This window comes from Pseudomonas sp. BF-B-30 (assembly GCF_019956305.1).
Taxonomy (GTDB): domain Bacteria; phylum Pseudomonadota; class Gammaproteobacteria; order Pseudomonadales; family Pseudomonadaceae; genus Aquipseudomonas; species Aquipseudomonas jessenii.
The window spans coordinates 12,822-39,282 of sequence record NZ_JAHBDG010000028.1; the positions used below are offsets into that span (position 1 = coordinate 12,822).

At 62.5% G+C, this 26,461-nt stretch carries 14 protein-coding genes; 8 read left to right on the forward strand and 6 right to left on the reverse strand.

Annotated elements, in window-relative coordinates:
- Positions 1 to 24: 24 nt before the first annotated feature.
- From KGB29_RS15805 to KGB29_RS15820, 4 genes are all read left to right on the forward strand, one after another.
- Positions 25 to 951 carry a metal ABC transporter substrate-binding protein gene (locus KGB29_RS15805; RefSeq protein WP_150812328.1) on the forward strand — a complete coding sequence of 309 codons (927 nt, stop codon included), beginning with the start codon at positions 25 to 27 and terminating at the stop codon, positions 949 to 951.
- Between the two features lie 83 nt (positions 952 to 1,034).
- Positions 1,035 to 1,793, forward strand: coding sequence for a metal ABC transporter ATP-binding protein (locus tag KGB29_RS15810; RefSeq protein ID WP_167362898.1), 759 nt, complete (start codon positions 1,035 to 1,037; stop codon positions 1,791 to 1,793).
- A complete protein-coding gene (locus KGB29_RS15815) occupies positions 1,793 to 2,692 on the forward strand; it encodes a metal ABC transporter permease (protein WP_007993954.1) in 900 nt (299 codons plus the stop codon). Before KGB29_RS15810 ends, KGB29_RS15815 begins: the two co-directional genes overlap by 1 nt.
- On the forward strand, positions 2,693 to 3,595 hold the full coding sequence (locus KGB29_RS15820) for a metal ABC transporter substrate-binding protein (RefSeq protein ID WP_150812326.1): 903 nt from the start codon (positions 2,693 to 2,695) through the stop codon (positions 3,593 to 3,595).
- Between the two features lie 177 nt (positions 3,596 to 3,772).
- On the opposite strand, the gene KGB29_RS15825 is transcribed toward KGB29_RS15820, so the two are convergent.
- From KGB29_RS15825 to KGB29_RS15840, 4 genes are all read right to left on the reverse strand, one after another.
- A complete protein-coding gene (locus KGB29_RS15825; RefSeq protein WP_150812325.1) occupies positions 3,773 to 4,000 on the reverse strand; it encodes an MbtH family protein in 228 nt (75 codons plus the stop codon).
- An 81-nt stretch (positions 4,001 to 4,081) separates the two neighbouring features.
- Positions 4,082 to 5,482 carry an aspartate aminotransferase family protein gene (locus tag KGB29_RS15830; RefSeq protein WP_150812324.1) on the reverse strand — a complete coding sequence of 467 codons (1,401 nt, stop codon included), beginning with the start codon at positions 5,480 to 5,482 and terminating at the stop codon, positions 4,082 to 4,084.
- A 188-nt stretch (positions 5,483 to 5,670) separates the two neighbouring features.
- A complete protein-coding gene (locus tag KGB29_RS15835; RefSeq protein ID WP_150812323.1) occupies positions 5,671 to 6,996 on the reverse strand; it encodes an ATP-binding protein in 1,326 nt (441 codons plus the stop codon).
- Positions 6,993 to 7,673, reverse strand: coding sequence for a response regulator (locus KGB29_RS15840; protein ID WP_150812322.1), 681 nt, complete (start codon positions 7,671 to 7,673; stop codon positions 6,993 to 6,995). The genes KGB29_RS15835 and KGB29_RS15840 overlap by 4 nt, the downstream gene beginning before the upstream one ends.
- 328 nt (positions 7,674 to 8,001) lie before the next feature.
- Between KGB29_RS15840 and KGB29_RS15845 the strand changes: the two genes are divergently transcribed.
- From KGB29_RS15845 to dsbG, 4 genes are all read left to right on the forward strand, one after another.
- Complete coding sequence (locus KGB29_RS15845) at positions 8,002 to 8,709, forward strand: hypothetical protein (protein ID WP_150812321.1); 708 nt, start codon at positions 8,002 to 8,004, stop codon at positions 8,707 to 8,709.
- Positions 8,710 to 8,805: 96 nt separating this feature from the next.
- Complete coding sequence (dsbD, locus tag KGB29_RS15850; RefSeq protein WP_150812320.1) at positions 8,806 to 10,542, forward strand: protein-disulfide reductase DsbD; 1,737 nt, start codon at positions 8,806 to 8,808, stop codon at positions 10,540 to 10,542.
- On the forward strand, positions 10,542 to 11,396 hold the full coding sequence (locus KGB29_RS15855) for a TlpA disulfide reductase family protein (RefSeq protein WP_150812319.1): 855 nt from the start codon (positions 10,542 to 10,544) through the stop codon (positions 11,394 to 11,396). The genes dsbD and KGB29_RS15855 overlap by 1 nt, the downstream gene beginning before the upstream one ends.
- Positions 11,372 to 12,139: a thiol:disulfide interchange protein DsbG gene (dsbG, locus tag KGB29_RS15860; protein ID WP_057713862.1), complete on the forward strand. Its 768-nt coding sequence runs from the start codon at positions 11,372 to 11,374 to the stop codon at positions 12,137 to 12,139. Before KGB29_RS15855 ends, dsbG begins: the two co-directional genes overlap by 25 nt.
- A 117-nt stretch (positions 12,140 to 12,256) precedes the next feature.
- Here the strand turns inward: dsbG and KGB29_RS15865 are convergent, their stop codons facing one another.
- Positions 12,257 to 13,069, reverse strand: a complete 813-nt coding sequence (locus tag KGB29_RS15865; protein ID WP_150812318.1) for an alpha/beta fold hydrolase — start codon at positions 13,067 to 13,069, stop codon at positions 12,257 to 12,259.
- Between the two features lie 222 nt (positions 13,070 to 13,291).
- Positions 13,292 to 26,290 carry a non-ribosomal peptide synthetase gene (locus KGB29_RS15870; RefSeq protein WP_150812317.1) on the reverse strand — a complete coding sequence of 4,333 codons (12,999 nt, stop codon included), beginning with the start codon at positions 26,288 to 26,290 and terminating at the stop codon, positions 13,292 to 13,294.
- Positions 26,291 to 26,461 lie beyond the last annotated feature (171 nt).

The window sequence follows — 26,461 nt, forward strand, 5'->3', positions numbered from 1 at the left end:
TTTCCGAGAGAAGACCGCTTTCCCATGCCCAATTCATCTCAATGTTCTTTTTTGCGCCTGCTGCTGGTCGGCTTGCTCGCCTGCCTGCTGCCATCCCTGGCCAGCGCCGACGAAGCCAAGCGCCTGCGTATCGGCATCACCCTGCATCCCTACTACAGCTACGTGGCGAACATCGTCGGCGACAAGGCCGAGGTGGTGCCGCTGATTCCGGCCGGTTTCAACCCGCATGCCTACGAGCCCCGCGCCGAAGACATCAAGCGCATCAGCGGGCTGGACGTGATTGTGCTCAACGGTGTCGGCCATGACGACTTCGCCGACCGCATGATCGCCGCCAGCGAAACGCCGAACGTGCCGGTAATCGAAGCCAACGAAAACGTACCGCTACTGGCCGCCACCGGCGTGGCCGCACGCGGTGCCGGCAAGGTGGTGAACCCGCACACCTTCCTGTCGATCAGCGCCTCGATTGCCCAGGTCAACAACATCGCCCGCGAGCTAGGCAAGCTCGATCCCGCCAATGCCAAAACCTACACCGAGAACGCCCGCGCCTTCGGCAAGCGCCTGCGCAAGATGCGCGCCGACGCCCTGGCCAAACTGACCCAGGCACCGAACGCGGAACTGCGGGTGGCCACGGTACACGCGGCCTACGACTATCTGCTGCGCGAATTCGGCCTCGAAGTCACGGCCGTGGTCGAGCCGGCCCACGGTATCGAGCCAAGCCCGAGCCAGTTGAAAAAAACCATCGATCAACTGCGTGAACTGGACGTGAAGGTGATCTTCTCGGAGATGGACTTTCCTTCCACTTACGTCGACACCATCCAGCGCGAATCCGGCGTGAAGCTGTATCCGCTGTCGCATATTTCCTACGGCGAATACGCCGCCGACAAGTACGAAAAGGAAATGACCGGCAACCTCGATACCGTGGTGCGGGCGATTCAGGAGTCGGGGGCATGACATCGAAAGAAACCATCCTGGCCGATGCAGAATCCCCTGTGGGAGCGGGCTTGCTCGCGAAGGCGTCGTGTCAGTCGACCACCATGTTGCCTGATACACCGCCATCGCGAGCAAGCTCGCTCCCACAGGTTTCGGGGCCGACATTGGATTTTGCAGGCGTCAGCCTGACCCTCGGGCGCACGACGATCCTCGACAACGTGACATTTCAAGTCCGACCCGGCAGCGTGCACGCATTGGTCGGCCCCAATGGCGGCGGCAAGAGTTCGCTGATCAAGACCCTGCTCGGGCAAATGCCTCACCAGGGCCGCTTGAGCCAGCATTGGCCAGCCGAGCCGGGGACCATCGGCTATGTGCCACAGGCACTGGAGTTCGACCGGGGCTTGCCAATGACCGTCGACGATTTCATGGCCGCCATGTGCCAGCGTCGCCCGGCCTTTCTCGGCTTGAGCAAACACTACGCGACGGCGATTGGCGAGGCGCTGGAGCGGGTCGGCATGCAGGACAAACGCAAGCGCCGCATGGGCGCGCTGTCCGGCGGCGAACGGCAACGGGTGTTGCTCGCCCAGGGGCTGATTCCGCCTCCGCAATTGCTGGTGCTCGACGAACCGATGTCGGCCCTCGATGAGGCCGGTATCCGGGTGTTCGAACGCTTGCTCGGCGACTGGCGAGCGGCGGGCATCACCGTACTGTGGATCGAGCACGACCTGGAAGCGGTCGGGCGCCTGGCCGATCACGTCACCGGGCTCAATCGCCGGGTGCTGTTCGACGCCACGCCGCAACAGGCGCTGACACCGGAGCGTCTGTTGAACCTGTTCTCGACCCACCCACGGAGCCTTGCCTGATGAGTTACGAAGCTTTTCGCCTGATGGTCCAGGGCTGGGCGTCGTCGGGTTATCTGCCCGAGGCGCTGGCCTATGGATTCGTGGTCAACGCCCTGCTCGCCGGTCTGTTGATCGGCCCGGTACTGGGAGGCCTGGGCACGTTGGTGGTGGTCAAGCGCTTCGCGTTTTTCTCCGAGGCGGTCGGTCACGCCGCCCTGACCGGCGTGGCCATCGGCATCCTGCTCGGCGAACCCTACACCGGCCCCTACGGCAGCCTGTTCGGCTACTGCCTGCTGTTCGGCATCCTGCTCAATTACCTGCGCAACCGCACCGGTCTGGCGCCAGATACCTTGATCGGCGTGTTTCTCTCGGTGTCGCTCGCCCTGGGCGCGAGCCTGCTGCTGATTCTGGCGGGCAAGATCAACGTACACATTCTGGAAAACGTGCTGTTCGGCTCGGTGCTGACGGTCAATGGCAATGACCTGCTGGTGCTGGCCATCGTCGGTTCGCTGGTCATGGCCCTGGCCTTGCCTTTGTACAACCGCATCATGCTCGCCAGTTTCAACCCGCAGTTGGCGGCGGTGCGCGGGGTGGCGGTGAAGGCCCTGGATTATCTGTTCGTGATTCTGGTGACGCTGATCACCGTCGCCGCCGTGAAGGTCATCGGCGCGATTCTGGTGGGCGCCCTGCTGGTAATTCCGGCCGCCGCGGCACGCCTGCTCAGCCAATCGCTGAAGGGCTTTTTCTGGTGTTCGGTGCTGATCGCCACGGTCAGCACACTGTGCGGGATTCTTGCACCGATTGTCTTCGACCTGCCGATCCCGTCCGGCGCCGCGATCATCCTCGTGGCCGGTATCGCCTTCGCCCTGGCCGCCATCGCGCGCGGCGTCGTCCCCAGCCTGAAAGGGAACCTTGGATAAATGATTTTTTCACTGCGCCAACTGACCCTCGCCATCGCCCTGTGCGGGCTGGCGACAACGACCATGGCCGCCGACAACGGCAAACCGCTGCGTGTGCTGGCCTCCTTGCCGATTACTTATGGTCTCGGTGAGGTCTTGCTCAAGGGCACCGATGTCAGCCTCGAACGCGCGACCCCGGCCAACCTGCCCGGCAGCCGCCAGACCGCCTACTTCACTGGTCGTGGCGCCCCGGCGCTGGCCAAACTGGCAAGCGACGCCGATGCGGTGATCGGCCTGCGCTCACTGTGGCCGGATGACCCGCTGTACCCGATCGCCCGGCGCAGCAATATCCGCATCGTCGAAGTCGATGCCGCTCGTCCCGTGGATGGCGCCCTGCCCGGCATAGCCGTACAGCCCGACAACAAGGTCGACGGGCTGAACAGTCAGCCGTGGTTCTCCAGCAATAACATGGGGCGCATGGCCGATGTGATGGCGGCGGACCTGGTGCGCCTGGCCCCCAAGGCCAAGCCGAAGATCGACGCCAACCTGGCAACGCTCAAGCAGCGTTTGCTCAAGCTCAGCGCCGACAGCGAAGCGCGATTGGCCAATGTGGACAACCTCAGTGTGATGAGTCTCAGCGATCACTTTGGCTACCTGATCGGCGGTCTCAATCTGGAATTGATCGGCCAGGATGCACGCGCCGATGCCGAGTGGACACCGGAGGCGCTGAAGCAATTGGGCGCAACGCTCAAGGACAATGGCGTGACGGTGGTGCTGCATCACCGGCAGCCGTCGGATGCGCTGAAAGCGGTGATTGCCGGGTCGGGTAGCCGGTTGGTGGTGCTGAGTACCGATGCCGAGGATCCGGTGGCGGAACTGGAGGGGAATGTGGATCTGGTCATCAAGGGGCTTGGTGGCGTGTAATCTCAGTTGGACCGCGTTATCGTTCTTCGCGAGCAAGCCCGCTCCCACATTTGAAATGCGGTCCCCTGTGGGAGCGGGCTTGCTCGCGAAGGCGGCCTGATAGGCGACACAAGACTCCAGACCTGAAAAAGCCCGCTGACTGTCACCAGTCCAGCGGGCTTCTTTTTGCATGACGGATCAGTGCGTCACAGCCGCCTGCTCGTCCATCTTCTGCCGCAGGCTCAATGGACGCATGTCGGTCCAGGTTTCTTCGATGTAGGCCAGGCATTCCTTTTTCAGCCCGCTTTTACCCACGGTGCGCCAGCCTTGTGGCACGGCTTTGTAGTCGGGCCAGATCGAGTATTGCTCTTCGTGGTTGACCACGACCTGAAAGAGGATGTCCTCGCGGTCGAATACTGACGTCATGCTGTCTCTCCATCGTTTTCGGGCGGGTTGCGTTGTGCACGCAACCGTTATGTAGAAGGAACGATCCGCAGGGCGGAAAATTTAAGGATTGGCCGTGGCGGCGGCCAGGGCTCGCCCGAAAATCTCGGCCACGCGATCGATTTGCGCAGCGGTAATCACCAGTGGCGGCAGGAAGCGCACCACCGCGCCGTGGCGACCACCGAGTTCCAGGATCAAGCCACGCTTGAGGCATTCGCGCTGCACCAGGGGTGCCAGACGGGCGAAAGCCGGTGGATGGCCTTGGGCATCCAGCGCGCCCGTCGGGTCCACCAGTTCGACGCCGAGCATCAAGCCACGTCCGCGAATGTCCCCCAGTTGCGGGAAGTCCCGCTGCAGGATGCGCAGGTGCTCGGCCATACGCTCGCCCATCGCGGCGGCATGCTCGCAGACCTTGTGTTCGACCAGATAACGCATCACCGCGCAACCGGCGGCCATGGCCATCTGGTTGCCACGGAACGTTCCGGCATGGGCGCCCGGCAGCCAGGTGTCGAGCCAGTCGCGATAGACCACCACCGCCAGCGGCAGGCTGCCACCGATGGCCTTGGACATCACCACGACATCGGGAATGATCCCGGCATGCTCGAAGGCGAACATCTTGCCGGTGCGGGCGAAGCCACTCTGGATTTCATCGACGATCAGCGCGACACCCGCCTGTTCAGTGATCCGCCGCACACCGCGCAACCAGTCCAGATCCGCCGGAATCACCCCGCCCTCGCCCTGCACCACTTCCACGATCACCGCCGCCGGTAATTGCACACCAGCCTCGGGATCATTGAGCAGGTTTTCCAGGTAACTCAGGTTGGCTTTGACCCCTTGCGCGCCGCCGAGCCCGAACGGGCAGCGGTAATCGTAAGGGTACGGCATGAATTGCACGCCGCTGCCGAGCAAGGCGCCCAAGGGCTTTTTCGGCCCCAGACTGCCCATCAGGCTCAACGCGCCCTGACTCATGCCGTGATAGCCACCCTGGAACGAGATCACGGTGCTGCGACCAGTGGCGGTACGCACCAGTTTCAGTGCCGCTTCCACGGCGTCGGTGCCGGTCGGGCCGCAAAACTGGATCTTCGCTTCAGCGGCCAGGGCAGGCGGTAGCAGCCCGAACAGATCCTGGACGAACCGGTCTTTGACCGGCGTGGTCAGGTCCAGGGTGTGAAGCGGCAGCTCATCGGCCAGCACTTGCTGGATGGCTTCGATCACCACCGGGTGGTTGTGCCCCAGGGCCAGGGTTCCGGCTCCGGCCAGGCAATCGATGAAGGTGCGGCCTTCGACATCTTCGACGTAGATGCCCTTGGCGCGCTTGAGTGCCAGGGGAATGCGTCGCGGATAGCTGCGGGCGTTGGATTCCTGCCGGCTCTGACGGGCGAGCAATGGCGATTCGTTGAATTGATAAAGCGTCTCGGCGGACGTCGCCGGCTGCTCTTCGATAAGGTTGGTAGCGACTGACATCTCTCGACCCCTCAATAAGGTTTTCCTGTTCTGGAAACGCATCAGCGCTTGAGGGATTTAGGCGGTAACACGGAAACCTTTGCAGGAGCGAGCTCGCTCGCGATGGACTCAAGAACACCGCGTGCATTCAGAAAGCACACGTTATCGTTATCGACCATCGCGAGCAGAGCTCGCTCCTACAGGGGGGGTCAGACCGGTTGCAGCGGCATCGTCAGCTCAACCCGCAAGCCGTCCGGTCGGCTATCGAAATGCAGCGTGCAACCGCAACGCTGAACGATGGCCTGCACAATCGCCAGCCCCAGACCACAACCGGTGCTCTGACCGTTGCGCCAGAAGCGCTGGGTCAGGTGTTGCAGATCTTCTTCGGCAATCCCCGGCCCATGGTCGCGAACCACAAACTGCACACGATTGCCGGTGGTTTCCAGGCTCAACTCCACCGCTTTGTCGGCGGGGGTATGGCGCAGTGCGTTGTCGAGCAAGTTGCGCAGCGCAGCAATCGACAGCACGGCGGGCATTTGTACCGGCGCGGCGGAAACCTTGCCCGGCGCCTGAAACCTGATGCGCTGGCGATCGCCGCTTGCCGCGTCCTGGATCGCCAGTTTCGCCACTTGTTCGGCGTTGCATTGCACACCGTCGTCGAATGACAGACTGCCCTCGACGCGCGCCAACAACAGTAATTGTTCGAGGGTCCGGTGCATGCGGTCGGCGCCCTCTTCGGCCCGGGCCAGGGACTGGTCCCGGGCGCTGCCTTGCGTCATCCGCGCCACTTGCAGGTGGGTCTTGATCGCGGTCAGCGGGCTACGCAGTTCGTGGGCTGCGTCTCCGGTCAGGCGACGTTCGCGCTCGATGGTCTTGCCGATGCGCTGGAGCAACTGGTTCTGGGTTTCCAGCAAGGGTTGCAGCTCGCTGGGCAGTGGCTGGATCTGCAAGGGTTCGAGGGAGTCGGCGCTGCGGCGCATCAAGGCATCGCGCATGCGGTTGAGCGGCGCCAGCCCCTGGCCGATGCCCAGCCAGAGCAAACACAGGCAACCGAGCAGCGCCACGCCCACCGGCACCGAAGCGGCCAGCAGGATCGACATGTTCAACGCCTCACGCTCGATCTGCCGGTCAGCGGTGGTGATGCGCAGATCGCCCCGGGCCAACGTGAAACTGCGCCACGGCGCGCCGTCGATCATCTGATCGTGAAACCCGAGTTTCTCGGCCTCCAGGGTCTGCTGCGGATCGGAGTGACTGCGGGCAAGGATTTCGCCGCGCAACGAGCTGACCTGGCACGCCATGCCACCCGGAATGTTCAGCTGTTCGGCACTGAAGTGGGTGCCCTCGCCCTTGCTCGGCACGGGCGGCAGTTGCTCCATCAGGCCGGCGACCATGCGTGCCGAGGCCACCAGGCGCTGGTCGAGGGAAAACATCATTTGATTGCGCAGATCGCTGAGCATCCAGGCCGCGGCCAGGGCCCAGATCAAGGCAAATGCGGCGCCGAGCGTCAGACTCAGGCGCAAACGCAGACTCATCACTTCGATTTTTCTCCGCCATCAGCCGGCCCCAGGCGATAGCCCAGGCCGCGCACGGTCTCGACAATGCCGTTGCCGAGCTTGCGCCGCAGGTGATGGATATGGACGTTAAGGGCGTTGCTTTCCAGTTCGTCGTTGAAACCGTAGACGCTGTCCTTGAGTTGCTCGGTGGACAACACACGGCCACGGTTATGCAGCAAGGCTTGCAGCAATGACTGCTCACGGCGCGACAAGTCCACCGGCTGCCCCGCGAGCGTGGTTTCGCGGCTGCTCGGGTCGTAGGTCAGGGCACCATGCTCGATCAGGTTGACGCTGCGCCCCGCCACCCGCCGCAACAGCGTGTGCAAGCGTGCAGCGAGTTCGCGCAAGTCGAACGGTTTGAGCAGATAGTCGTCGGCACCGGCTTGCAGGCCATCGACGCGATCAGTGACCGAGTCCCGGGCGGTGAGGATCAAAACCGGCAACTCCAGGCCTTGATGGCGCAACTGCTGCAGCAGCTTGAGGCCATCCTCGTCCGGCAACCCAAGGTCGAGCACCATCACGTCGAACTCCGCCACCTTGAGCATCGCCCGGGCGGCGGACGCCGTGGCGACGTGTTCCACGGTCAGGCCATGGGCGGTCAGGCCGGCGACGATACCGCTGGCGATCAGCTCATCGTCTTCGCAAACCAGTACGTGCATGGGAACTCCGTGAGCAAAAAAGCAATTCAAACCGATGCGGATTAAGTGGCAATTATGGCAAGCCCTTTGACCGACGAGAAGCAGGGCTTTGTCCTGTCGGCGCCACCGTCTGTCAAAAATGCTGGATGATTGCGCATTTATTTAACCAGGCCGCACTTGATTCAAATTGAATAACACGGTTTCAACCCGAAACAAACCACTGCAAAAAACCGTACAAATCCAAAATACATAGAGTCAATCTGAATCCGCTTTTATCGCACCACCATTAACCTTGATAGTTAATACTCTTCAAACATCAAAAATTTATTCACCTGAAAGGATTCAGACCATGTCAATACTTAAAAACTTCGTCGCTGTCGACTGGCGCTCCGGAAAGGACCGTTGCTACTTCTTCTTCAAAGATTCCAATACTTACTCACGATACAACAACATTGAAGACCGGATTGAATCGGGGCACCCCACATCGGTAACTTACACAAACTGGAAAGAATTCCACCCACACGTTCGAAATCTGCGGTTCGGATTCGCCACAACCCGAATAGTTGGAGACAACCGGCTCGGGTGGGATTCCGATATCCTTTGGTTATTTTATTACGACAATGGCATCCCCATGGTATGTGAATATGACCAAGATACAGATACCCCCGTAAGTTTCAAACGCGTCGATCAATCTATATGGGCAATGCTTACACCTTATTTCGACAAAATTATTACAGGCACCACTTGGAGTACACCCTTTAAAAACACCGGCAAATACATTTTCAAATTTATCTTGAATGATGGAACCTACATCCATCTTGACTGGCAGAGCAAGAAACCTGTCATCGCCAACATCAACGATGACACTTGGCCAGGACTTGCATTTTATGCCGACGACATCATCACTGCTGTGCAGATCGATGCTGACGTTACGGACAGCTATCTGTATATCTTCCTGAAGGCAAACACTTACTTAAAATACAACATCGATAAAAACAAGCTGCAAGTCGGTCCACGAGACGTTGGCACAAACTGGCCCGGACTGGTGCACAGCTGATCTGACGCAAATTGCTGGCGGCCTGGTGGCGGTTAATCATCGGTTAATCGCCACCATCCATTGTGCCTCTCACTTGCACAGAACCAAGGCTTATCCATGCGTCGACTGTTTTTATTTTTTGTTCTCTTGATCTCGGGTCTGGCCCAGGCAGGAACCAATCCGTTCGACACCAAACCTGAATTCCTCCCGGTTGATAAAGCCTTCGCGTTTACCACTGAACGCCTGGAATCCGGTGAAACCCAGCTCTATTGGCAGATCACCGACGGCTATTACCTGTATCAGAAACGCTTGAAGTTCGATGGATTACCTGTCGGGCAACATCCCCCGCTACCGGAAGGCGAAGCCCACAGCGACGAGTTTTTCGGTGAACAGCAAGTCTACCGTCAGGGCCTGGAACTGAAAATTCCGGCGGGTGCCAGCGGTCAGGTCAAGGTCAGTTACCAGGGCTGCGCCGATGCCGGTTTGTGTTATCCGCCACAAACCAGAGTCGTGGACCTGGGCAATACCAATGCATTGAATGCGACCACTGAAGCGCCGGACCAGGCGCTGGCCAGCAGCCTGCAGCAACGGGCGCTGGGCTGGAGCCTTCTGGTGTTCTTCGGCCTGGGCCTGTTGCTGGCCTTCGCGCCATGTTCATTACCGATGCTGCCGATTCTGGCCGGGTTGATCGTCGGCAGTGGCGCCACGCCCAGACGCGGATTCGCCCTGGCCAGCAGTTATGTAGTCAGCATGGCGCTGGTGTATGCGGCAATGGGTGTCCTGGCCGCCTCCCTCGGGGCGAACCTGCAAGCCTGGTTGCAGAACCCCTGGCTACTGGGCAGTTTCGCGGCGATTTTCGTGCTGCTGGCGCTGCCGATGTTCGGTTTCTTCGAACTGCAACTGCCGGTGGCCGTGCGTGATCGCCTGGAAAACGTCTCGCGCAATCAACGCGGTGGCAGTCTGATCGGCGCCGGGGTGCTGGGGGCGCTGTCCGGTCTGCTGGTTGGTCCCTGCATGACCGCGCCACTGGCCGGCGCCCTGCTCTACATCGCGCAAAGCGGTAACGCGCTGCATGGCGGATTGATTCTGTTCGCCATGGGCATCGGCATCGGTGTGCCGCTGTTGCTGCTGGTGACCGTCGGCAATCGTTTCATGCCCAAGCCAGGCGCCTGGATGAACCTGGTCAAAGGCATTTTCGGCTTCCTGTTCCTCGCCACCGCATTGTTGATGCTGCGTCCGGTGCTCGACGAATCCCTGTGGGTCGGCTTGTGCGGTGCGCTGCTGTTGATCGCGGCCTACAGCGCCTGGAAACAGTCGGAAGGGTTTGGCCGTATCGCGCACCTGTTTGGCGCCAGTTCGTTACTGCTCGGTTTATGGGGTGGCCTGTTGGTGATCGGTGCAGCCGGTGGCGGCGATGATCCGTTCAAGCCATTGCAGGTCTACCGCGCCTCGAACCAGGCTGTGGCCGCCGTGCCGGTTGGCCACGATGCCTTCATCACCATCAAGGATCCGCAGGCACTGCAACGGGAACTCGACGCCGCACAGGCTCAGGGCCAGTGGGTGCTGCTGGACTACTACGCCGACTGGTGCGTGTCGTGCAAGGTCATGGAAAAACAGGTCTTCGGCAAAACCCGTGTCCTCGAGGCCTTGAGCGATGTGCGCTTGCTGCGACTGGACGTCACCGCCGACAATGCCGCCAGCCGTGAACTGCTCGGCCGTTACCAAGTGCCAGGGCCACCGAGCCTGCTGTGGATTGGCGTGGACGGTGAAGAGCGGCGCAGCCAGCGCATCACCGGCGAGGTCGATGCCGATACATTCCTGCAACGCTGGACCACCACCCGAGACGCCCGTTAATGCTGACTTTCACCCTCGGCACCTTTGCCATCGCGCTCAATCACCTGCTGTTGATCAGTGCGCTGGCGCTGGCCACTTTTGTCGGCTGGCGGGTCGCCAAGCGTGGTGGTGAAAACCCTGAGTCGGTGCTGTTCAGCCTGTTTCTGATGGGCATGCTGGCAGCCAGAATCAGTTTCGTGGCGGCCTATTGGGTGCACTATCGCAACGATCCGTGGCAGGTCATCGACCTGCGCGATGGCGGTTTCCTCGCCTGGCCGGGGGTAGTGGTCGTTTTGCTCGCCACGCTGTATCGCGGCTGGCGTCGCCCGGGGCTGCGCCGTCCATTGGGCTTTGGCGTGGCCAGTGGCCTGGCGTTCTGGCTGTTGGCGACGTTCTCCCTGTCGATTTATGAACAAGGCACACGCCTGCCGGAAATCACCCTGCGCAACGCCGCCGGCGAAACCGTGCAACTGGCCGACTACAAGGGAGGCCCGTTGGTGATCAATCTCTGGGCCACCTGGTGCCCGCCGTGCCGCCGGGAAATGCCGGTGCTGGAAAACGCCCAGCAACACCGGCCGGACCTGACGTTCCTGTTCGTCAATCAGTCAGAAAGCATGCAAAGCGTCGCGATCTTTCTGGAAACCCAGGGCCTGAGCCTGTCCAATGTGCTGTTCGACGGCAGTGGGCGTCTGAGCCAGGCCGTCGGTTCCATGGCATTGCCGACTACGCTGTTCTACAACCCCGAGGGTCGCCTGCTGGGCAGCCATCTGGGCGAGTTGTCGGAAGCCAGCCTGGCCCGCGCGCTGGAAAACTTCGACACCGTACCCGCCACCTCTTCAAGGAAACTGCCATGCCCCGCCTCCGCCACCTGCTGACCCTGAGCCTTGGTGCTGCCCTGTTGCACCTGCCATCGGTGCAGGCCGAAGAGTTGCCCGATGCCATCAAGAAAATCGAGGCCAAGGGCGCGAAAATCGTCGGCCAGTTCGACGCCCCCGACGGCTTGCGTGGTTATGCCGCGCAATACCAGAACCGCGGCATGGCGCTGTACCTGACCCCGGACGGCAAACACGTGTTGCTGGGCAACCTGTATGACGCCGAGGGCAATGACCTGAGCAGCGCACCTTTGCAGAAACTGGTGTATGCACCGATGGCCAAGGAAGTCTGGGCCAAGTTCGAAACCAGCAACTGGATCGGCGACGGCAAGAAGGATGCGCCGCGCGTGGTGTACCTGTTCAGTGACCCGAACTGCCCGTACTGCAACATGTTCTGGGAACAGGCCCGGCCATGGGTCAAGGCCGGCAAGGTGCAGTTGCGCCACATCATGGTGGGCATCATCCGCGAAGACAGCCCCGGAAAATCCGCCGCGCTGCTCGCCGCCAAAGACCCGGAAAAAGCCCTGCAGGATCACGAAGCCGCTGGCAAGGAGAGTTCGCTCAAGGCCTTGAAGGAAGTGCCGCCGGCGATTCAGGCAAAGTTCGCGGCCAACATGCAATTGATGGAAGAGCTGGAGTTGCAGGCGACGCCGGCGATTTTCTACATGGATGACAAGGGCAATCTGCAACAGCAGCAAGGCGCGCCGTCGCCGGACAAACTGGCGAAGATTCTCGGGCCGAAGTGACTTTTCCCCTTACAGGGTAGAGACAGCACTGACGCCATCGCGAGCAAGCTCGCTCCCACAGGGGAAGGTGATCACCTGTGGGAGCGAGCTTGCTCGCGATGGCGTCGGTAGATTCGACTAATTTCTGTCGGCCAAAAATGCCAACAAGGTTTCAGTCACAAACCCAGGGTTCTCCAGATTGGAAATATGCCCCGCCTCCGGCACCAGCACCCACGGGCAGCCAATCAGCTCAGCCATTTCACGGGCTTCACCCGGTGGCCGAGGCTTGTCCTGATCGCCGCACATCACCAGCGTGGTCGCTGCGTCCAGTTCGCCCAGACGCGATAACTGGTCATCGCGCCCAAATGTAATCCGCCCCATCGGCGCGATGCTTTCACGCAGGCGATCCGCGGGTAGAGCCGCGAGGGAAGCACGAAAATCCCGGTAGAGCGCCGACTGCGGATCAATGCCCGGCCGGAAGAAAATCGGCACCACGATATCCAGCAGCGCTGGCGTGATGACACCCGCCTCTTCGATCTGCTTCAACAGTGAAAAGTAGTACTGGCGAGTCGGCTCCGGTTCGGCGCCGGCGTAGGTGTCCATCAGCACCAGTCCGTTGATCCGCTGCGCTGCCGATAAGGCCAGGCGCACACCCCACATGCCGCCGACCGACAGGCCGACCAGCGTGACCCGCTCGATGTCCAGATGATCGAGCAGGACCAGGGCCTGACGCGCCAGGTCATCCAGCGACGTCGTACCGACAGGCAACGGCCCGGATTGGCCGTGCCCCCACAGGTCCAGGGCTATCACACGATACTGTTGCGAGAGCGCGGCAATCTGCGGCGCCCACATGGCCTGGTCCCACAGGTAACTACCGGCCAGCAGCACCGCCGGGCCGGTACCTTGATCGATGTAGTGGAGGGCTTGTCCGTCTATCGTTACGAAGGGCATCGACTGTCTCCGCGAGCAAAAAGGGAGCCCGAAGACTGAGCGGCTGACGGATCGCAGTCAATCGCGAGAATGTATGCGTTTGTACAACCGCCTACGCGGGCAAGTCGGATCGCCGCACCGCCGCTCCCACAGGGATTTATGCTGATCACAAATGATGTGTTCACCACCACCCCCTGTGGGAGCGAGCTTGCTCGCGATGGGGTCAGTACTGACGCCAGGGAATCAAAGCCCCTCCAGCTCCGCCATCAAATCATTCAAGCGATCCACCTTCTCCTCGGTGAGTTCGCTGGCCGTCAACCCGTCGATGTACCGGGCCAGTTCTTCCACCGTGCTGCATTCGAACATCGCCCGCAACGGCACATCCCGTTGCAGGGTTTTCTGCACCCGTGACGCGATTTGCGTGGCCAGCAGCGAATGCCCACCCAACTCGAAGAAGTTGTCGCGAACGCCCACTCTCTCGGCCTTCAGTACCTCGGCCCAAATGTCTGCCAGGGTCTGCTCCAGCTCATTGCGCGGCGCCTGGTAATCCTGGCTTTGCAATTGACCGATCTCCAGCGTCGGCAGGGCCTTGCGGTCCAGTTTACCGTTGGCGTTGAGCGGTAGCTTGTCCAGCCATAACCAGTGCAGAGGCACCATGTATTCCGGCAACTCGACACGCAGGCGTTGCTTGATGCGCTCCAGGCGTTCAGCCGGATCGAGCGCAACATCCGCCGCGACCAGATAGCCCACCAGGTGCTTGCCGTTCGCCCCTTCCTGCACACCCACCGCCGCATCGCGGATTTGCGGTTGTTCGTGCAGGCGAGCTTCGATTTCACCGAGCTCGATGCGGTAACCGCGGATCTTCACCTGATGGTCGACCCGGCCGACATATTCCAGAACGCCGTCACTGCGACGGCGTGCCAGGTCGCCAGTGCGATACAGGCGCTCACCCGGTGCGCCGAACGGGTTCGGCACAAACACCGGTGCCGTGCGCAGCGGATCGCTGACATAGCCGCGACCGACCCCGGTCCCCGCCACGCACAGTTCACCCACCGCGCCCAGCGGCACCAGTTCCAGCGCTCCGTCGAGCAGGTACAATTTGTTGTTGTCAGTCGGCGTACCGATCGGCAGGTAACTGCCGCGAGTCGACGCCATATCGACGCGGAAGAACGCCACGTCATCCGAGCACTCCGCCGGGCCATAGGCATTGACCAGGCCGATCTGCGGATAGCGCAGCAACCATTGATGCGCCAGTTCCGGCGGCATCGCCTCCCCCGTCGGCAACATCCAGCGCAAGCCGTCAAGGCTCATGCGCTCCTGGGCGAGCATGCCCTGGATCAGCGAAGGTACGCTTTCCAGCACGGTGATGCCCTGGCTTTGCACATGGGCCAGCAAACCCTGGGGATCGTGGGCAATGGTGTTCGGCACGATGTCCACCCGGGCGCCGAACAACGGCGCGGCGAGGAACTGCCACACGGAAATGTCGAAGCTTTGCGACGCGGTTTGCGCGATCACGTCGGCGTCGCTCAGGTTCAGGTATGGCACCTTGCTCAATTGGTTGTTGAGCATGCCGCGCTGTTCGACCATCACGCCTTTTGGCAAACCGGTGGAGCCAGAGGTGTAGATCACATAGGCGAGGTTGTCCGGACCACTGTAGACACCAGGATTGTCCGCCGACAGGGCAAGGGCCTGGACTTCCTCCCAGACCAGCAGCCGTGGCCGGCTGGAGCAGCCGAACTCCTCGAGCAAGGCTTGCGCCTGCTCACGACAGGCTTGCGTGCACACCAGCAATGGCGTGCGGCTCAGATCGATGATCCGGCTCAGACGCTGACTCGGCAAACCCGGATCCAGCGGCAGGTAACCCGCCCCTGCCTTGAAGCTGCCGATGATCATGCCCAGCAAGTCGAGGCTGCGTTCGGCCAGCAAGGCCACCGGTTGATCGCGCCCGACACCGGCGGCGATCAATGCATGACCGAGGCGGTTGCTGCGCTGGTTCAGCTCCAGATAACTGTATTGCCGGTCCAGACAACTGGCGGCAATCCGCAGTGGATGCCGGGCGACCTGCGTTTCGAACAATGCAACGTAACTCTGCTCCAGCGGGTAATCGTGTTCGCTCTGGTTGCAGCCATGGATGAGGAAGTCCTGCTCCTCAGCCCCCAGCAACGGCAGGTCGGCCATGTCGCCATGGAAACCTTCCACCAATGCCAGCAGCAGACGCTTGAACTCAGCGAGCATGCGCTCAACCGTGGCCTCATCGAAGTAGCGTTGGTCGTAGGACAGGTGCAAGCCCAGGTCATCGCCCGGATAGCACACGGCCGTGAGCGGGAAGTTGGTATGGGTTCGGCCCGAGTCCGAGGTCGCGTTGAGGCTCTGCGCACGGTCGAGCACCGAGACTTCCACCGGGGCGTTTTCGAACACGAACAGGCTGTCGAACAGCGGCTGGCCTTTGGGCAATTCGCTCTGTTCCTGAATGTTCACCAGCGGCAGGTATTCGTATTCACGCAGTTGCATGTTGTGGTCGAGCAGACCGCTGAGCCATTGGCGCACGCTGCATCGCTGGCCGTCCTCAGGCATTTTCACCCGCAGCGCGATGCTGTTGATGAACAGGCCGACGGTGCGCTGCATCTGCGGCATGTCCACCGGACGCCCGGCCACGGTGACGCCGAACAGCACGTCGCGATCACCGCTCAAGCGCCGCAGCACCAGCGCCCACGCCGCCTGGGCAAAGGTGTTGATGGTCAACTGATGGGCCTGGGCCAGTTCGCGCAATTGCGCACCTTCACGGGCATCGAGCCTTGCATAGCGATCCCCGACGATCATGCCGCCGCTGTCGCCGGCATGTTCACGCAGCAATGGCCGGTCGCTCGGGATCGGCGTGGTCCGTTCGAAACCCTGCAGGTTGGTTTTCCACCACTGCCGTGCTTCGGCCAGGCTCTGATGCTGCAGCCAACCGATGTAGTCGCGATAACGTGGTGGTACCTCCAGCTGCGCTTCCCGGCCTTCGCCGAGGGCGCTGTAGATCTCGAAGAAATCATTCATCAGCAGCGAACGGCACCAGGCATCGATGAGGATGTGGTGGTTGCTCATCATGAACCAGTAGCGCGCCGCGCCCACACGGATCAAACGCAAGTGGAACGGCGCCTGGTTGAGCAGATCGAACCCCGCCTCGCGTTCAGTCTTGAGCAGGGTTTGCAGCTTCGGCTCTTGCTCGACTTCGGCGAGATTGCTCCAGTCGAGGTATTCGATCGGCGTACTGCCCGGTTTGTGGATCACTTGCAGCATGTCTTCGCCGACGTTCCAGCAGAACGACGCGCGCAACGCTTCGTGGCGGGCGATCACCGCTTGCCAGGCCTGGGCGAAACGCTGCGGGTCGAGTTCGCTGTTGATGCGGTAGCGGTCCTGCATGTAGTACAGGCCGGTGCCCGGTTCCAGCAAGGTGTGCAACAGCATGCCTTCCTGCATCGGGGTCAGCGGGTAGACGTCTTCGATGACGGCGGCCGGGACCGGTAGCGCATCCAGTTGAGTCTGGCTGAGATTCGCCAGCGGGAAGTCCGACGGCGTCAGGCCACCCGCGTCGTCGCGCAGGCAATGCTCGATCAGGCTGTTCAACTCACCGAGGTAGGCATCGGCCAACTCGTCGATGGTTTGCCCATCGAAGCGTTCGGCGCTGAAAGTCCAGCGCAGTACCAGTTCACCGCCATACACCTGACCGTCGACGCTCAGCTCGTTGGGCAACGGGGCATTGGCATCGTGGGCCGCGCCAATGGCTTCATCCAGTGGATGGAACAGTGCGTCCGCCCCGAAGCTCTGGTCGAACTGGCCGAGGTAGTTGAAGGTGATCGGCGCCACCGGCAACTGCGCCATGCTGTGGCGGCTCAGGTCATCAGCCAGGTAACGCAGCACGCCATAGCCCAGGCCTTTGTGCGGCACGGCACGCAATTGCTCCTTGATCGCCTTGATCGACACGCCCTGCCCGGCGGCTTCTTCGATGTTCAGCGGCGTCAGGCGCAGTGGGTAGGCACTGGTGAACCAGCCGACGGTGCGGGTCAGGTCGATCTCGTCGAACAGCGCTTCGCGGCCGTGGCCTTCCAGTTGAATCAGCGCCGATGGCTGACCGCTCCAGCGGCACAGCACGCGGGCCAATGCGGTCAGCAGCAAGTCGTTGACCTGGGTGCGATAGGCACTCGGTGCCTGTTGCAGCAACTGCCGGGTACGCTCGCTGTCGAGGCGCACGCTGACGGTTTGCGCATGACGATTCTGCCGCCCGCCAGCGGGGTGATCACAGGGCAAATCGGCAGTGGGCCCGGCCAGGTGCGCCTGCCACCAGCCCAGTTCTTCGCGCAGGGACTCACTGCCGGCGTAGGCTTGCAGCCGTGCGGCCCAGTCCTTGAAGGCGCTGGTTTTCGCCGGCAGTTTCACCGACTGCTGCGCGTCCAGTTGGCGGTACACGGTTTGCAGGTCGTCCAGCAGTACGCGCCATGAAACACCATCGACGACCAAGTGGTGAATCGCGATGAACAGCCGTTGCTGGCCCTCGGGACCATCGACCAGCAACACGCGTATTAGCGGTCCCTCTTCGAGGTCGAGGCTGCGCTGGGCATCGGCGAACAGGGCGGGGCATTTATCCATCGACGAAACGCGTACCTGCCACAACACCGGCGCCTCGGAAATCGGCTGATGCTGTGCTTGCCACTGACCGGCGAGCTTGCTGAAGCGCAGACGCAAGGCGTCGTGCTGTTCGATTACCGCCAGCAGCGCTTGCTCCAGTCGATGGGGCTCCAGAGGTGCGGTCGGTTGCAGCAACAACGCCTGGTTCCAGTGCTGGCGCTGCGGGATGTCGGTGTCGAAGAACCAGTGCTGGATCGGCGTCAGACGCGACTCGCCCATGATCAAGCCCTGCTCGGCGCTGACCTGCTCGCTGCGGCTGGCCACGGCGGCGAGGGTCTGCACGGTCTGGTGCTGGAACAGGTCGCGAGGGCTGAAGTGAATGCCCTGCTGCCGTGCCCGGCTGACAACCTGGATCGACAGGATCGAGTCACCGCCCAACTCGAAGAAGTTGTCGTTGAGGCCGACCTGTCCAACGTTCAGCACTTCGCACCAGATCTGCGCGAGGCTGACTTCAAGCTCGTTGCTCGGCGCTACGTAGTGATGGCGATTCAGCTCCGGGTCCGGCGCCGGCAGAGCGCGGCGGTCGAGTTTGCCGTTGGCGGTCAGCGGCATGCGGCCCAGCAGGATCAGGTGCGTGGGCACCATGTAGTCTGGCAGTTGCGATTTCAGATGCGCCTTGAGGGCCTCGCGCAAGACCGATTGCTGTGCTTCGTTCTGTTCGGCGACGTCAGTCACCAGATAGCCGACCAGTTGCTTGCCACTCGGTGCATCGAGCGCCAGCACAACGGCTTCACGAATCGATTCGTGCTCCAGCAGACGGGTTTCGATCTCGCCCAGTTCGATGCGAAAACCACGAATTTTCACTTGATGGTCGATGCGTCCGAGGTATTCCACCAGGCCGTCGGCGCGCTGGCGCACCAGGTCGCCGGTGCGGTAGATACGTCCGCCGTTGGCGGCAAACGGATCGGCCACAAAGCGCTCCGCGGTCATGCCCGGACGCTGGTGATAACCCTGGGCCAGACCCGCGCCACCGACGTACAACTCGCCCGTCGCGCCTTGCGGCACCAACGCCAGGTCGGCGTCGAGAATGTAGGCCACGCGGTCGCCAATCACGCTTCCGATCGGCACGCTGCCGGCGCCCTCTTCCAGCACTTCAGGGGCGAGACTGGCCAGCGGCATGACCACGGTTTCGGTCGGGCCGTAGGCGTTGAAGAACAGGCTCGGCTTGAAGGCTGCGCGAATGCGCGCCAGGTGTTCACCGGTCAGCGCTTCGCCGCCGGTGATGATCATGCGCACCGCCAGGGTTTCATTTTGCGTTGCCAGCCATTGCGCCAACTGGCTGCCATAGCTCGGCGTGAATCCGAGGACATTGATCTGATGACGACGGATCAGGCCACAGATTTCTTCCGCGTCCCACTGCCCTTGAGCCCGCAGCACCACTTGCGCACCACTGAGCAGCGGCACCAGCAAACGCTCGGTGGCGGCGTCGAAGTTGATCGAATAGAAGTGCAGTTCGCAATCGTCAGGGCGCATGGTGAAACGCTCGATCACCGCGCGGCAGTGCATGGCGATTTCGCCGTGGGATACCACCACGCCTTTCGGTTTGCCGGTCGAACCCGAGGTGTAAATCAGGTAAGCCTGATGCTGCGGCAGGCTGATCAACGGCAATTCGGTGGCCGGGTAATTGGCCAGTGCAGCGGCGTCTTCTTCAAGACACCAGCGGCCGACGGTCGCCGGCAACTCGCCCAGGGCCTTGAACATCGCCGCGTCGCTGAGCAGCAAACCGATGCCGCTGTCATTAATCATGTAATGCAAGCGGTCCAGCGGGTATTCCGGATCCAGCGGCACATAGGCGCCGCCAGCCTTGAGGATCGCCAGCAGGCCGACGACCATCTCCAGCGAGCGCTCCAGTGCCAGCCCCACACGAACCTGCGGTCCGACGCCTCGTTCGCGCAGCATCCAGGCCAGGCGATTGGCCCGGCCGTCGAGTTCGGCATAGCTCAGGGTTTGCCCGGCGAAGGTCAGGGCCGGAGCGTCCTGGCGCATCAAGGCTTGCTCGGCGAACAGGTGATGGATGCACTGGTCCAGCCGATGCTCGCCCGGCTCGACGCCGAGGCTGTCGAGCAGATGTTGTTGTTCACCACACGCCAGCAGCGGCAGTTCGCTCAAGCGCTGCTGCGGATCGGCAATCAGCGCCTCCAGCAGGTTGCGCCAATGCCCGGCCATGCGCGCAATGCGCGGCTCGTCGAACAGATCGGTGCTGTAGGTCAGGCAGCAACCCAGGCGATGGTCCAGGTCGGTGACTTCCAGGTTGAGGTCGAACTTGGTCGCGCGGGCATCGTTGGCCAGGTACTCGACCGTCATGCCGGCCAGGGTGCGGCTTTGCTGGAACTCCCAGCGCTGCACGTTGCACATCACCTGGAACAATGGGTTGTAGGCCGCGCTGCGGGGTGGTTGCAAGGCTTCCACCAGATGATCGAACGGCAGGTCCTGATGGGACTGGCCTTCGATCACCGTGTGGCGCACCTGCTCGAACAACTCACCGACGGACATCTGCCCGTCGAGCTGGCAGCGCAGCACCTGTGTGTTGAGGAACGCGCCGATCAGCCCTTCGCTTTCCGGGCGAATGCGGTTGGCCACCGGCGCGCCGATGCGCAGATCGGTCTGACCGCTGTAGCGGTACAGCAGCGTGGCCAGGGCGGCGGTCATGGTCATGAACAGGGTCAGGCCGTGTCGCGCATTGAACGTGCGGACCCGTGCCGCGAGGTCGTCGCTCAGCTCAAAGCGATACAACTCACCCTGATGGCTTTGCACCGCCGGACGCGGACGGTCGGCCGGCAACTCCAGCAGCGGGTGTTCGCGGCCCAGTTGCGTGGTCCAGTAATCGAGCTGGCGCTGACGCTCGCCGGACTCCAGCCACTGACGCTGCCACACGCTGTAATCCAGGTACTGCACCGGCAACGGCGCCAGCGGTGATTCACGGTCATCGACGAACGCTTCGTACAGCGCGCTGAGTTCCCGGGCAAAAATGTCCATCGCCCAGCCTTCGGTGACGATGTGGTGCAGGGTCAGAACGAAGTAGTGTTCCTGTTCGGCGGTCTTGACCAGGCAGGCGCGCAACAGCGGTCCGGTCTCCAGATCGAACGGCTGATGCGCTTCGTCGTCGGCCAGTTGCTGGACCTGCCACTCGCGGACCTCGGCATCCAGCGCGGTGAAATCCTTCCACACCATGCGCACGCCGGTTTGCGCGTGTACTTGCTGGCGGGCGACGCCGTCGATGCTCGGGAACGTGGTGCGCAGGGTTTCGTGACGCAGGATCAGGGCTTGCAGCGCGGCCTCGAAGCGCGCCACGTCGAGCACGCCACGCAGCCGCGCCATGCCGCCGACGTTGTAGGCCGGGCTGTCGGGCTCCATCTGCCAGAGGAACCACATGCGCTGCTGGGAATAGGACAGCGGCACCGCCTGCCCGCGGTCGACTTTTTCAATCGGCGGCTGTTTGTTGGTGCTGCCACTGGCCTGGATCAGGCGAACCTGTTCGGCAAACGCACCGAGTTCGCTGTGCTCGAACAGCGCCCGCAGCGGCAACTCGACGTCGCAGGCCTGGCGGGTGCGGGAGATGATTTGCGTGGCCAGCAGCGAGTGACCACCGAGGGCAAAAAAATCATCGCGCAAACCGACTTGCGTCAAACCCAGCACTTCGCGCCAGATGCCGGCGATGCGTTGTTCCAGTTCTGTCACAGGCTCGACGTGCTCGCGAACCTGCCACTGCGGTTCCGGCAACGCGCGGCGGTCGAGCTTGCCGCTCGGGCCGAGGGGCATTTTGTCCAGGCGCATCAGTTGCGTCGGCACCATGTATTCCGGCAGTTCGGCGGCCAATGCGCTTTTCAGGCGCGCGGTTTGCTCGACCTCGTCCCCGGCATTGTCCGCAGCGGTGTAGTAACCGATCAACTGCACCCCGGCCACGGTGTCGCGCACCAGCACCACGGCTTGCGCAACCCCGTCCTGGGCCAGCAGCCGTGCCTGGATTTCCTCCGGCTCGACCCGGAACCCGCGCAACTTGACCTGTTGATCGAGACGGCCGAGGTATTCGATCACGCCATCCGCCGTCCAGCGCGCCCGGTCGCCGGTGCGATACAGGCGTGCGCCCGGCTCGCCCAACGGATCGACCACGAATCGTTCGGCGGTCAACGCCGGGCGACCGAGGTAACCACGGGCCAAGCCAACGCCGCTGATGCACAACTCACCCGGCACACCGACCGGAACGGGATGCAGATCGTTGTCGAGCACGCGGCAGATCACATTGCCCAGCGGCCGGCCAATCGGCGAGCGTTCGCCATCGGCGCTGGAGCATTGCCAGTGGGTGACGTTGATCGCGGTTTCGGTCGGTCCGTAGCGGTTGTGAAGTTGCACCGCCGGCAGCTGCGCCAGCACCCGGTTGCGCAGCTCCGCGGGCAAGGCCTCGCCTCCGGAGAACAGCCGGCGCAGGCTGGTGCATTCAGCACTGAGCGGTTCGTCGATGAACAGCGAAAGCAGCGGCGGCACGAAGTGCAACGTGGTCACGCCGTACGCTTGCACCAGCTGCGCGATGCGATGTGGATCGCGATGTTCGCCGGGACCGGCGATCAACAGACGTGCGCCTGCGATCAGCGGCCAGAAGCACTCCCACACCGACACGTCGAAACTGATCGGCGCCTTTTGCATCAGCACGTCGGTTTCGTTCAGGCGATAAGTGTCCTGCATCCATTGCAGGCGCTCGGCCAGCGCCGCGTGGGTGTTGCCGACGCCTTTGGGCTGGCCGGTGGAACCGGAGGTATAAATCACATAGGCAAGATTGTCGCCGTGCAGATGGAGCCCCGGCGCATGGCTTGGCCAACTGTCCAGGTGCAGGGTGTCCATGGCGATCACACTGACACCCTCGCTGGCCGGCAAGCGCTCGAGCAGTCGGGTGTGCGTCAGCAGCAATTGAACACCGCTGTCGCTGAGCATGTAGGCCAGGCGTTCGGCGGGGTAATCCGGGTCCAGCGGCACGTAGGCGCCACCGGCCTTGATGATCGCCAGCAGGCCGATCAACAGTTGCGGCGAACGCTCGCAGGCGATGGCCACGCAGACGTCCGGGCCGACGCCTTTGTCGCGCAGGTAATGGGCCAGACGGTTGGCCTGGGTGTGGAGTTCGGCGAAGTCCATCTGGCCGCCCTCCCAGATCAACGCCGGGCGCCCAGGTGTCAGCCGGGCTTGTTGGTTGAGCGATTCGGGCAGCCATTGACTGGCCGCTGCGCAGGGTGCGCTGGCCCAGTCCGATTGCTGATGCTGCTCGGTGGCCGTCAACAGCGGCAAGTCACCGATGGCGATGTCCGCTTGCTCGCAGACAGCCCGCAACAGGTTGCTGAAATGGTCGGCCAGGCGCTCGATGGTCGCGGCGTCGAACAGTTCGTTGGCGTAGTCGAAGGACAGGGTCAGGCGACCGTTGCGGTCTTCTTCGCTGTGCAGCTGCACATCGAACTTGGCTTCGCGGCTATGCCACGGCAACTCTTCGGCCAACAGCCCCGGCAGGCGCTTCAAGGCGCCAAGGTCGCGTTGCTGATGGTTGAACATGACCTGGAACAGGCCCTGTTCACGGGCCTGCGGGAAGGCTTCGAGCAGTTGCTCGAACGGCAGGTCCTGATGCGCTTGCGCACCCAACGCCGCCTGACGGGTCTGCGCCAGCAACTCAACGAATGGCAGACTTGAGTCCACTTCGGCACGCAGCACCTGGGTATTGATGAAGAAGCCGATCAGACCCTGGGTTTCCAGGCGTGGACGGTTGGCATTAGGCACGCCGATGCGGATATCTCGTTGGCCGCTGTAGCGGTGCAACAAGGTCTGGAACGCAGCCAGCAACAACATGAAGACGGTCGAATCATGGGCCTGGGCGGTCTGACGAATCGCATCGCTCAGGGCCGCGCCCAGACGTACGGTGTGGCGAGCGGCGCTGTGCAGTTGTTGTGCTGAGCGTGGATGGTCGGTGGTCAGGCTCAGGGTTGGATGTTCATCACCCAAGCGGTCTTTCCAATAAGCCAGTTGCCGCTCGCCTTCCCCTTGCGCCAGCCATTGCCGTTGCCAACTGCCGTAGTCGGCGTACTGCGTCGGCAATGGCGCCAGCACCGCTTGCAGGCCCTGGGAGGCGGACGCATACAGGCGCGAGAACTCGTCGATCAGCACATTCAGCGACCAGCCGTCAGCGATGATGTGGTGCAGGGTCACCAACAACTGATGGTCTTCGTCGTCGAAGCGCACCAGCGTCACCCACATCAACGGGCCTTTCTCCAGATCGAACCGGGTTCGCGCTTCGTCCTCGCGGATCTGCTGCGCCCGGGCCTCACGCTCGGCGGCCGGCAGGTCGCTGATGTCGATCAGTTGCAGGTTGAACTCACCGGCCGGATCGACCTGTTGCAGCGCCACGCCATCACGCTCGAAGAATCGCGTGCGCAGGGATTCGTGGCGCTCGATCAACTGCTGGAAACTGGCGCGCAAGGCGTCCTCATCCAGCTCGCCGCGCAGGCGCAAGCCGCCAGGAATGTTGTAGGCGCTGCTGTGTGGGTCGAGTTGCCAGGTGATCCACAGGCGGTTTTGTGCCAGGGATTGCGGCATCGGTTGCTGGCGCGACAGGGCCGTGATCGCGCCCTGGGCCAGGCCACCGTCCTGTTGCAGACGGGTCACGACATCGGCGAATGCGCCGAGGGTCGGCGCTTCGAACAGCAGGCGCAGGCTCAACTCCAGACCCAACTCTTCCCGCAGACGCGCCACCACTTGCGTCGCTGCAATGGAGTTGCCGCCAAGCAGGAAGAAATGATCGTCGGCGCCCACCCGCGCCACTTGCAACTGCTCACACCAGATACGTGCGATCAAGCTTTGCAGCGTCGATCCCGACTCGCTATTGCCCGTGCTTTCGTTGCTGGCCGACGGGAACACCGCGTAGCTGTCGAGGCTGCCGTCCACCAGGCGATTGCGACACGCCGAGCGCTGCAATTTACCGCTGGACGTTTTGGGCAGCGCGCCCGGATTGAGCAGCACCACCACGCTCGGTGCCTCCTGATACGCCTCGGCGACGGTCTGGCGAATGGCTTTGATCAAGGATTCAGGCGGCAGGATTTTCTGCACGCTGCGGCTGATTTCAGCGGCGATGCCGATGCCTTCCTGACCGTCAACCGTGACGGCGAAGGCGGCGACGCGTCCTTTGCGCACCACTTCCACTTCGCGCTCGACAGTCTGCTCGATGTCCTGCGGGTACAGGTTGTGCCCGCGCACGATCAGCATGTCCTTCAGGCGCCCGGTGATAAACAGTTCGCCGTTGCGCAGAAAACCCAGGTCACCGGTACGCAGCCAGGTCTGCCCGGCGTGCTGGACGAAGGTCTTGGCGGACGCTTCGGGGTTGCGCCAATAGCCTGAGGCGATGCTCGGCCCGCTGGCCCAGACTTCGCCGACGACGTTGTCGGCCTGTTCGCTGAGCGAGACAGGATCGAAGATCAACACCGCGTGCGCCGGCTGGCTGATACCGCAACTCATGATCGGGCTGCCCTCGCCCGCTTCGATGCGGCTCTGCGCCAGAGCCTGATCGTCTACCCGCAGGTTGCCGATGCCTTGGCCGCGCGCTGTGCCGGCCACGAACAAGGTGGCTTCGGCCAGACCGTAGGAGGCCATGAAACTGTCCGCGGTGAAGCCGCAGGTCGCGAACTTCCCGGCGAAGCGCTCCAGGGTGTCGAGGCGAATCGGTTCGGAACCGGAATACGCCACACGCCAGCCACTCAGGTCGAGCCGTTCCAGGGCCGACTCGCTGACCCGCTCACTGCACAAGCGATAGGCAAAATCCGGCCCGCCGCTGATGGTGCCGCCGTATTCGCTGATCGCCTCCAGCCAGCGCAACGGCCGACCGAGAAAATACGCCGGGGACATCAACACGCAAGGCACACCGCTGAAAATCGGCTGCAGCAAGCCGCCGATCAGGCCCATGTCGTGATACAGCGGCAGCCAGCTGACGATGACGTCGTCGGGGTTCAGGTCAATGCCGAAACCGTGGCGAATCAGCAATTCGTTGGCCACCAGATTGCCGTGGCTGACTTGCACGCCTTTGGGCAGCGCGGTGGAGCCAGAGGTGTATTGCAGGAAGGCGATGTGATCGTTCTGCAAGTCCACCGCGACCCAACGCTCGGCCAGTGCACCGTCGAGGGTATCGACACACAGCAGTGGCGGCGCGCCTTCGATCTGCTGCAACCCATCCCGCAGTCCGGCGCTGGTCAACAGCACGCGCGGCTGGGCATCGCTGATGATCGACAACAGGCGCTCCTGGTGATGACGTCGTGTCGACTCCGGCGGGTAGGCCGGCACCGCGATCACCCCGGCGTACAGGCAACCGAAGAACGTCGCGACGTAATCCGGGCCGCTGGGGAACAGCAACACCGCGCGGTCTCCGACATCCGTTTGGGCTTGCAACGCACCGGCAATCGTCCGCGCCCGCAGATCCAGTTCGCGATAGCTGAGCACCACCGCCTGGTCCGGGGTCTCGGCGAGAAAGCGCAGGGCCACCCGATCCGGCGTCAGCGCCGCTCGGCGCTGAAGGGCTTGGACCATTGTGCTGGGGAGTTCGAACGCGTCGGTCATGAGGTTTCCTGCCTGAATTCGGCTTGGTAGGAGCGAGCCTGCTCGCGAAAATCCGGAGAACGCCGCGGGGTGTCAGGCGCCCATCGTTGACGACCATCGCGAGCGAGCTCGCTCCTACAGGGTGATGAGGGTTGCGCTGTGCAATTCACCAATGAGAACGGATGACGTCTG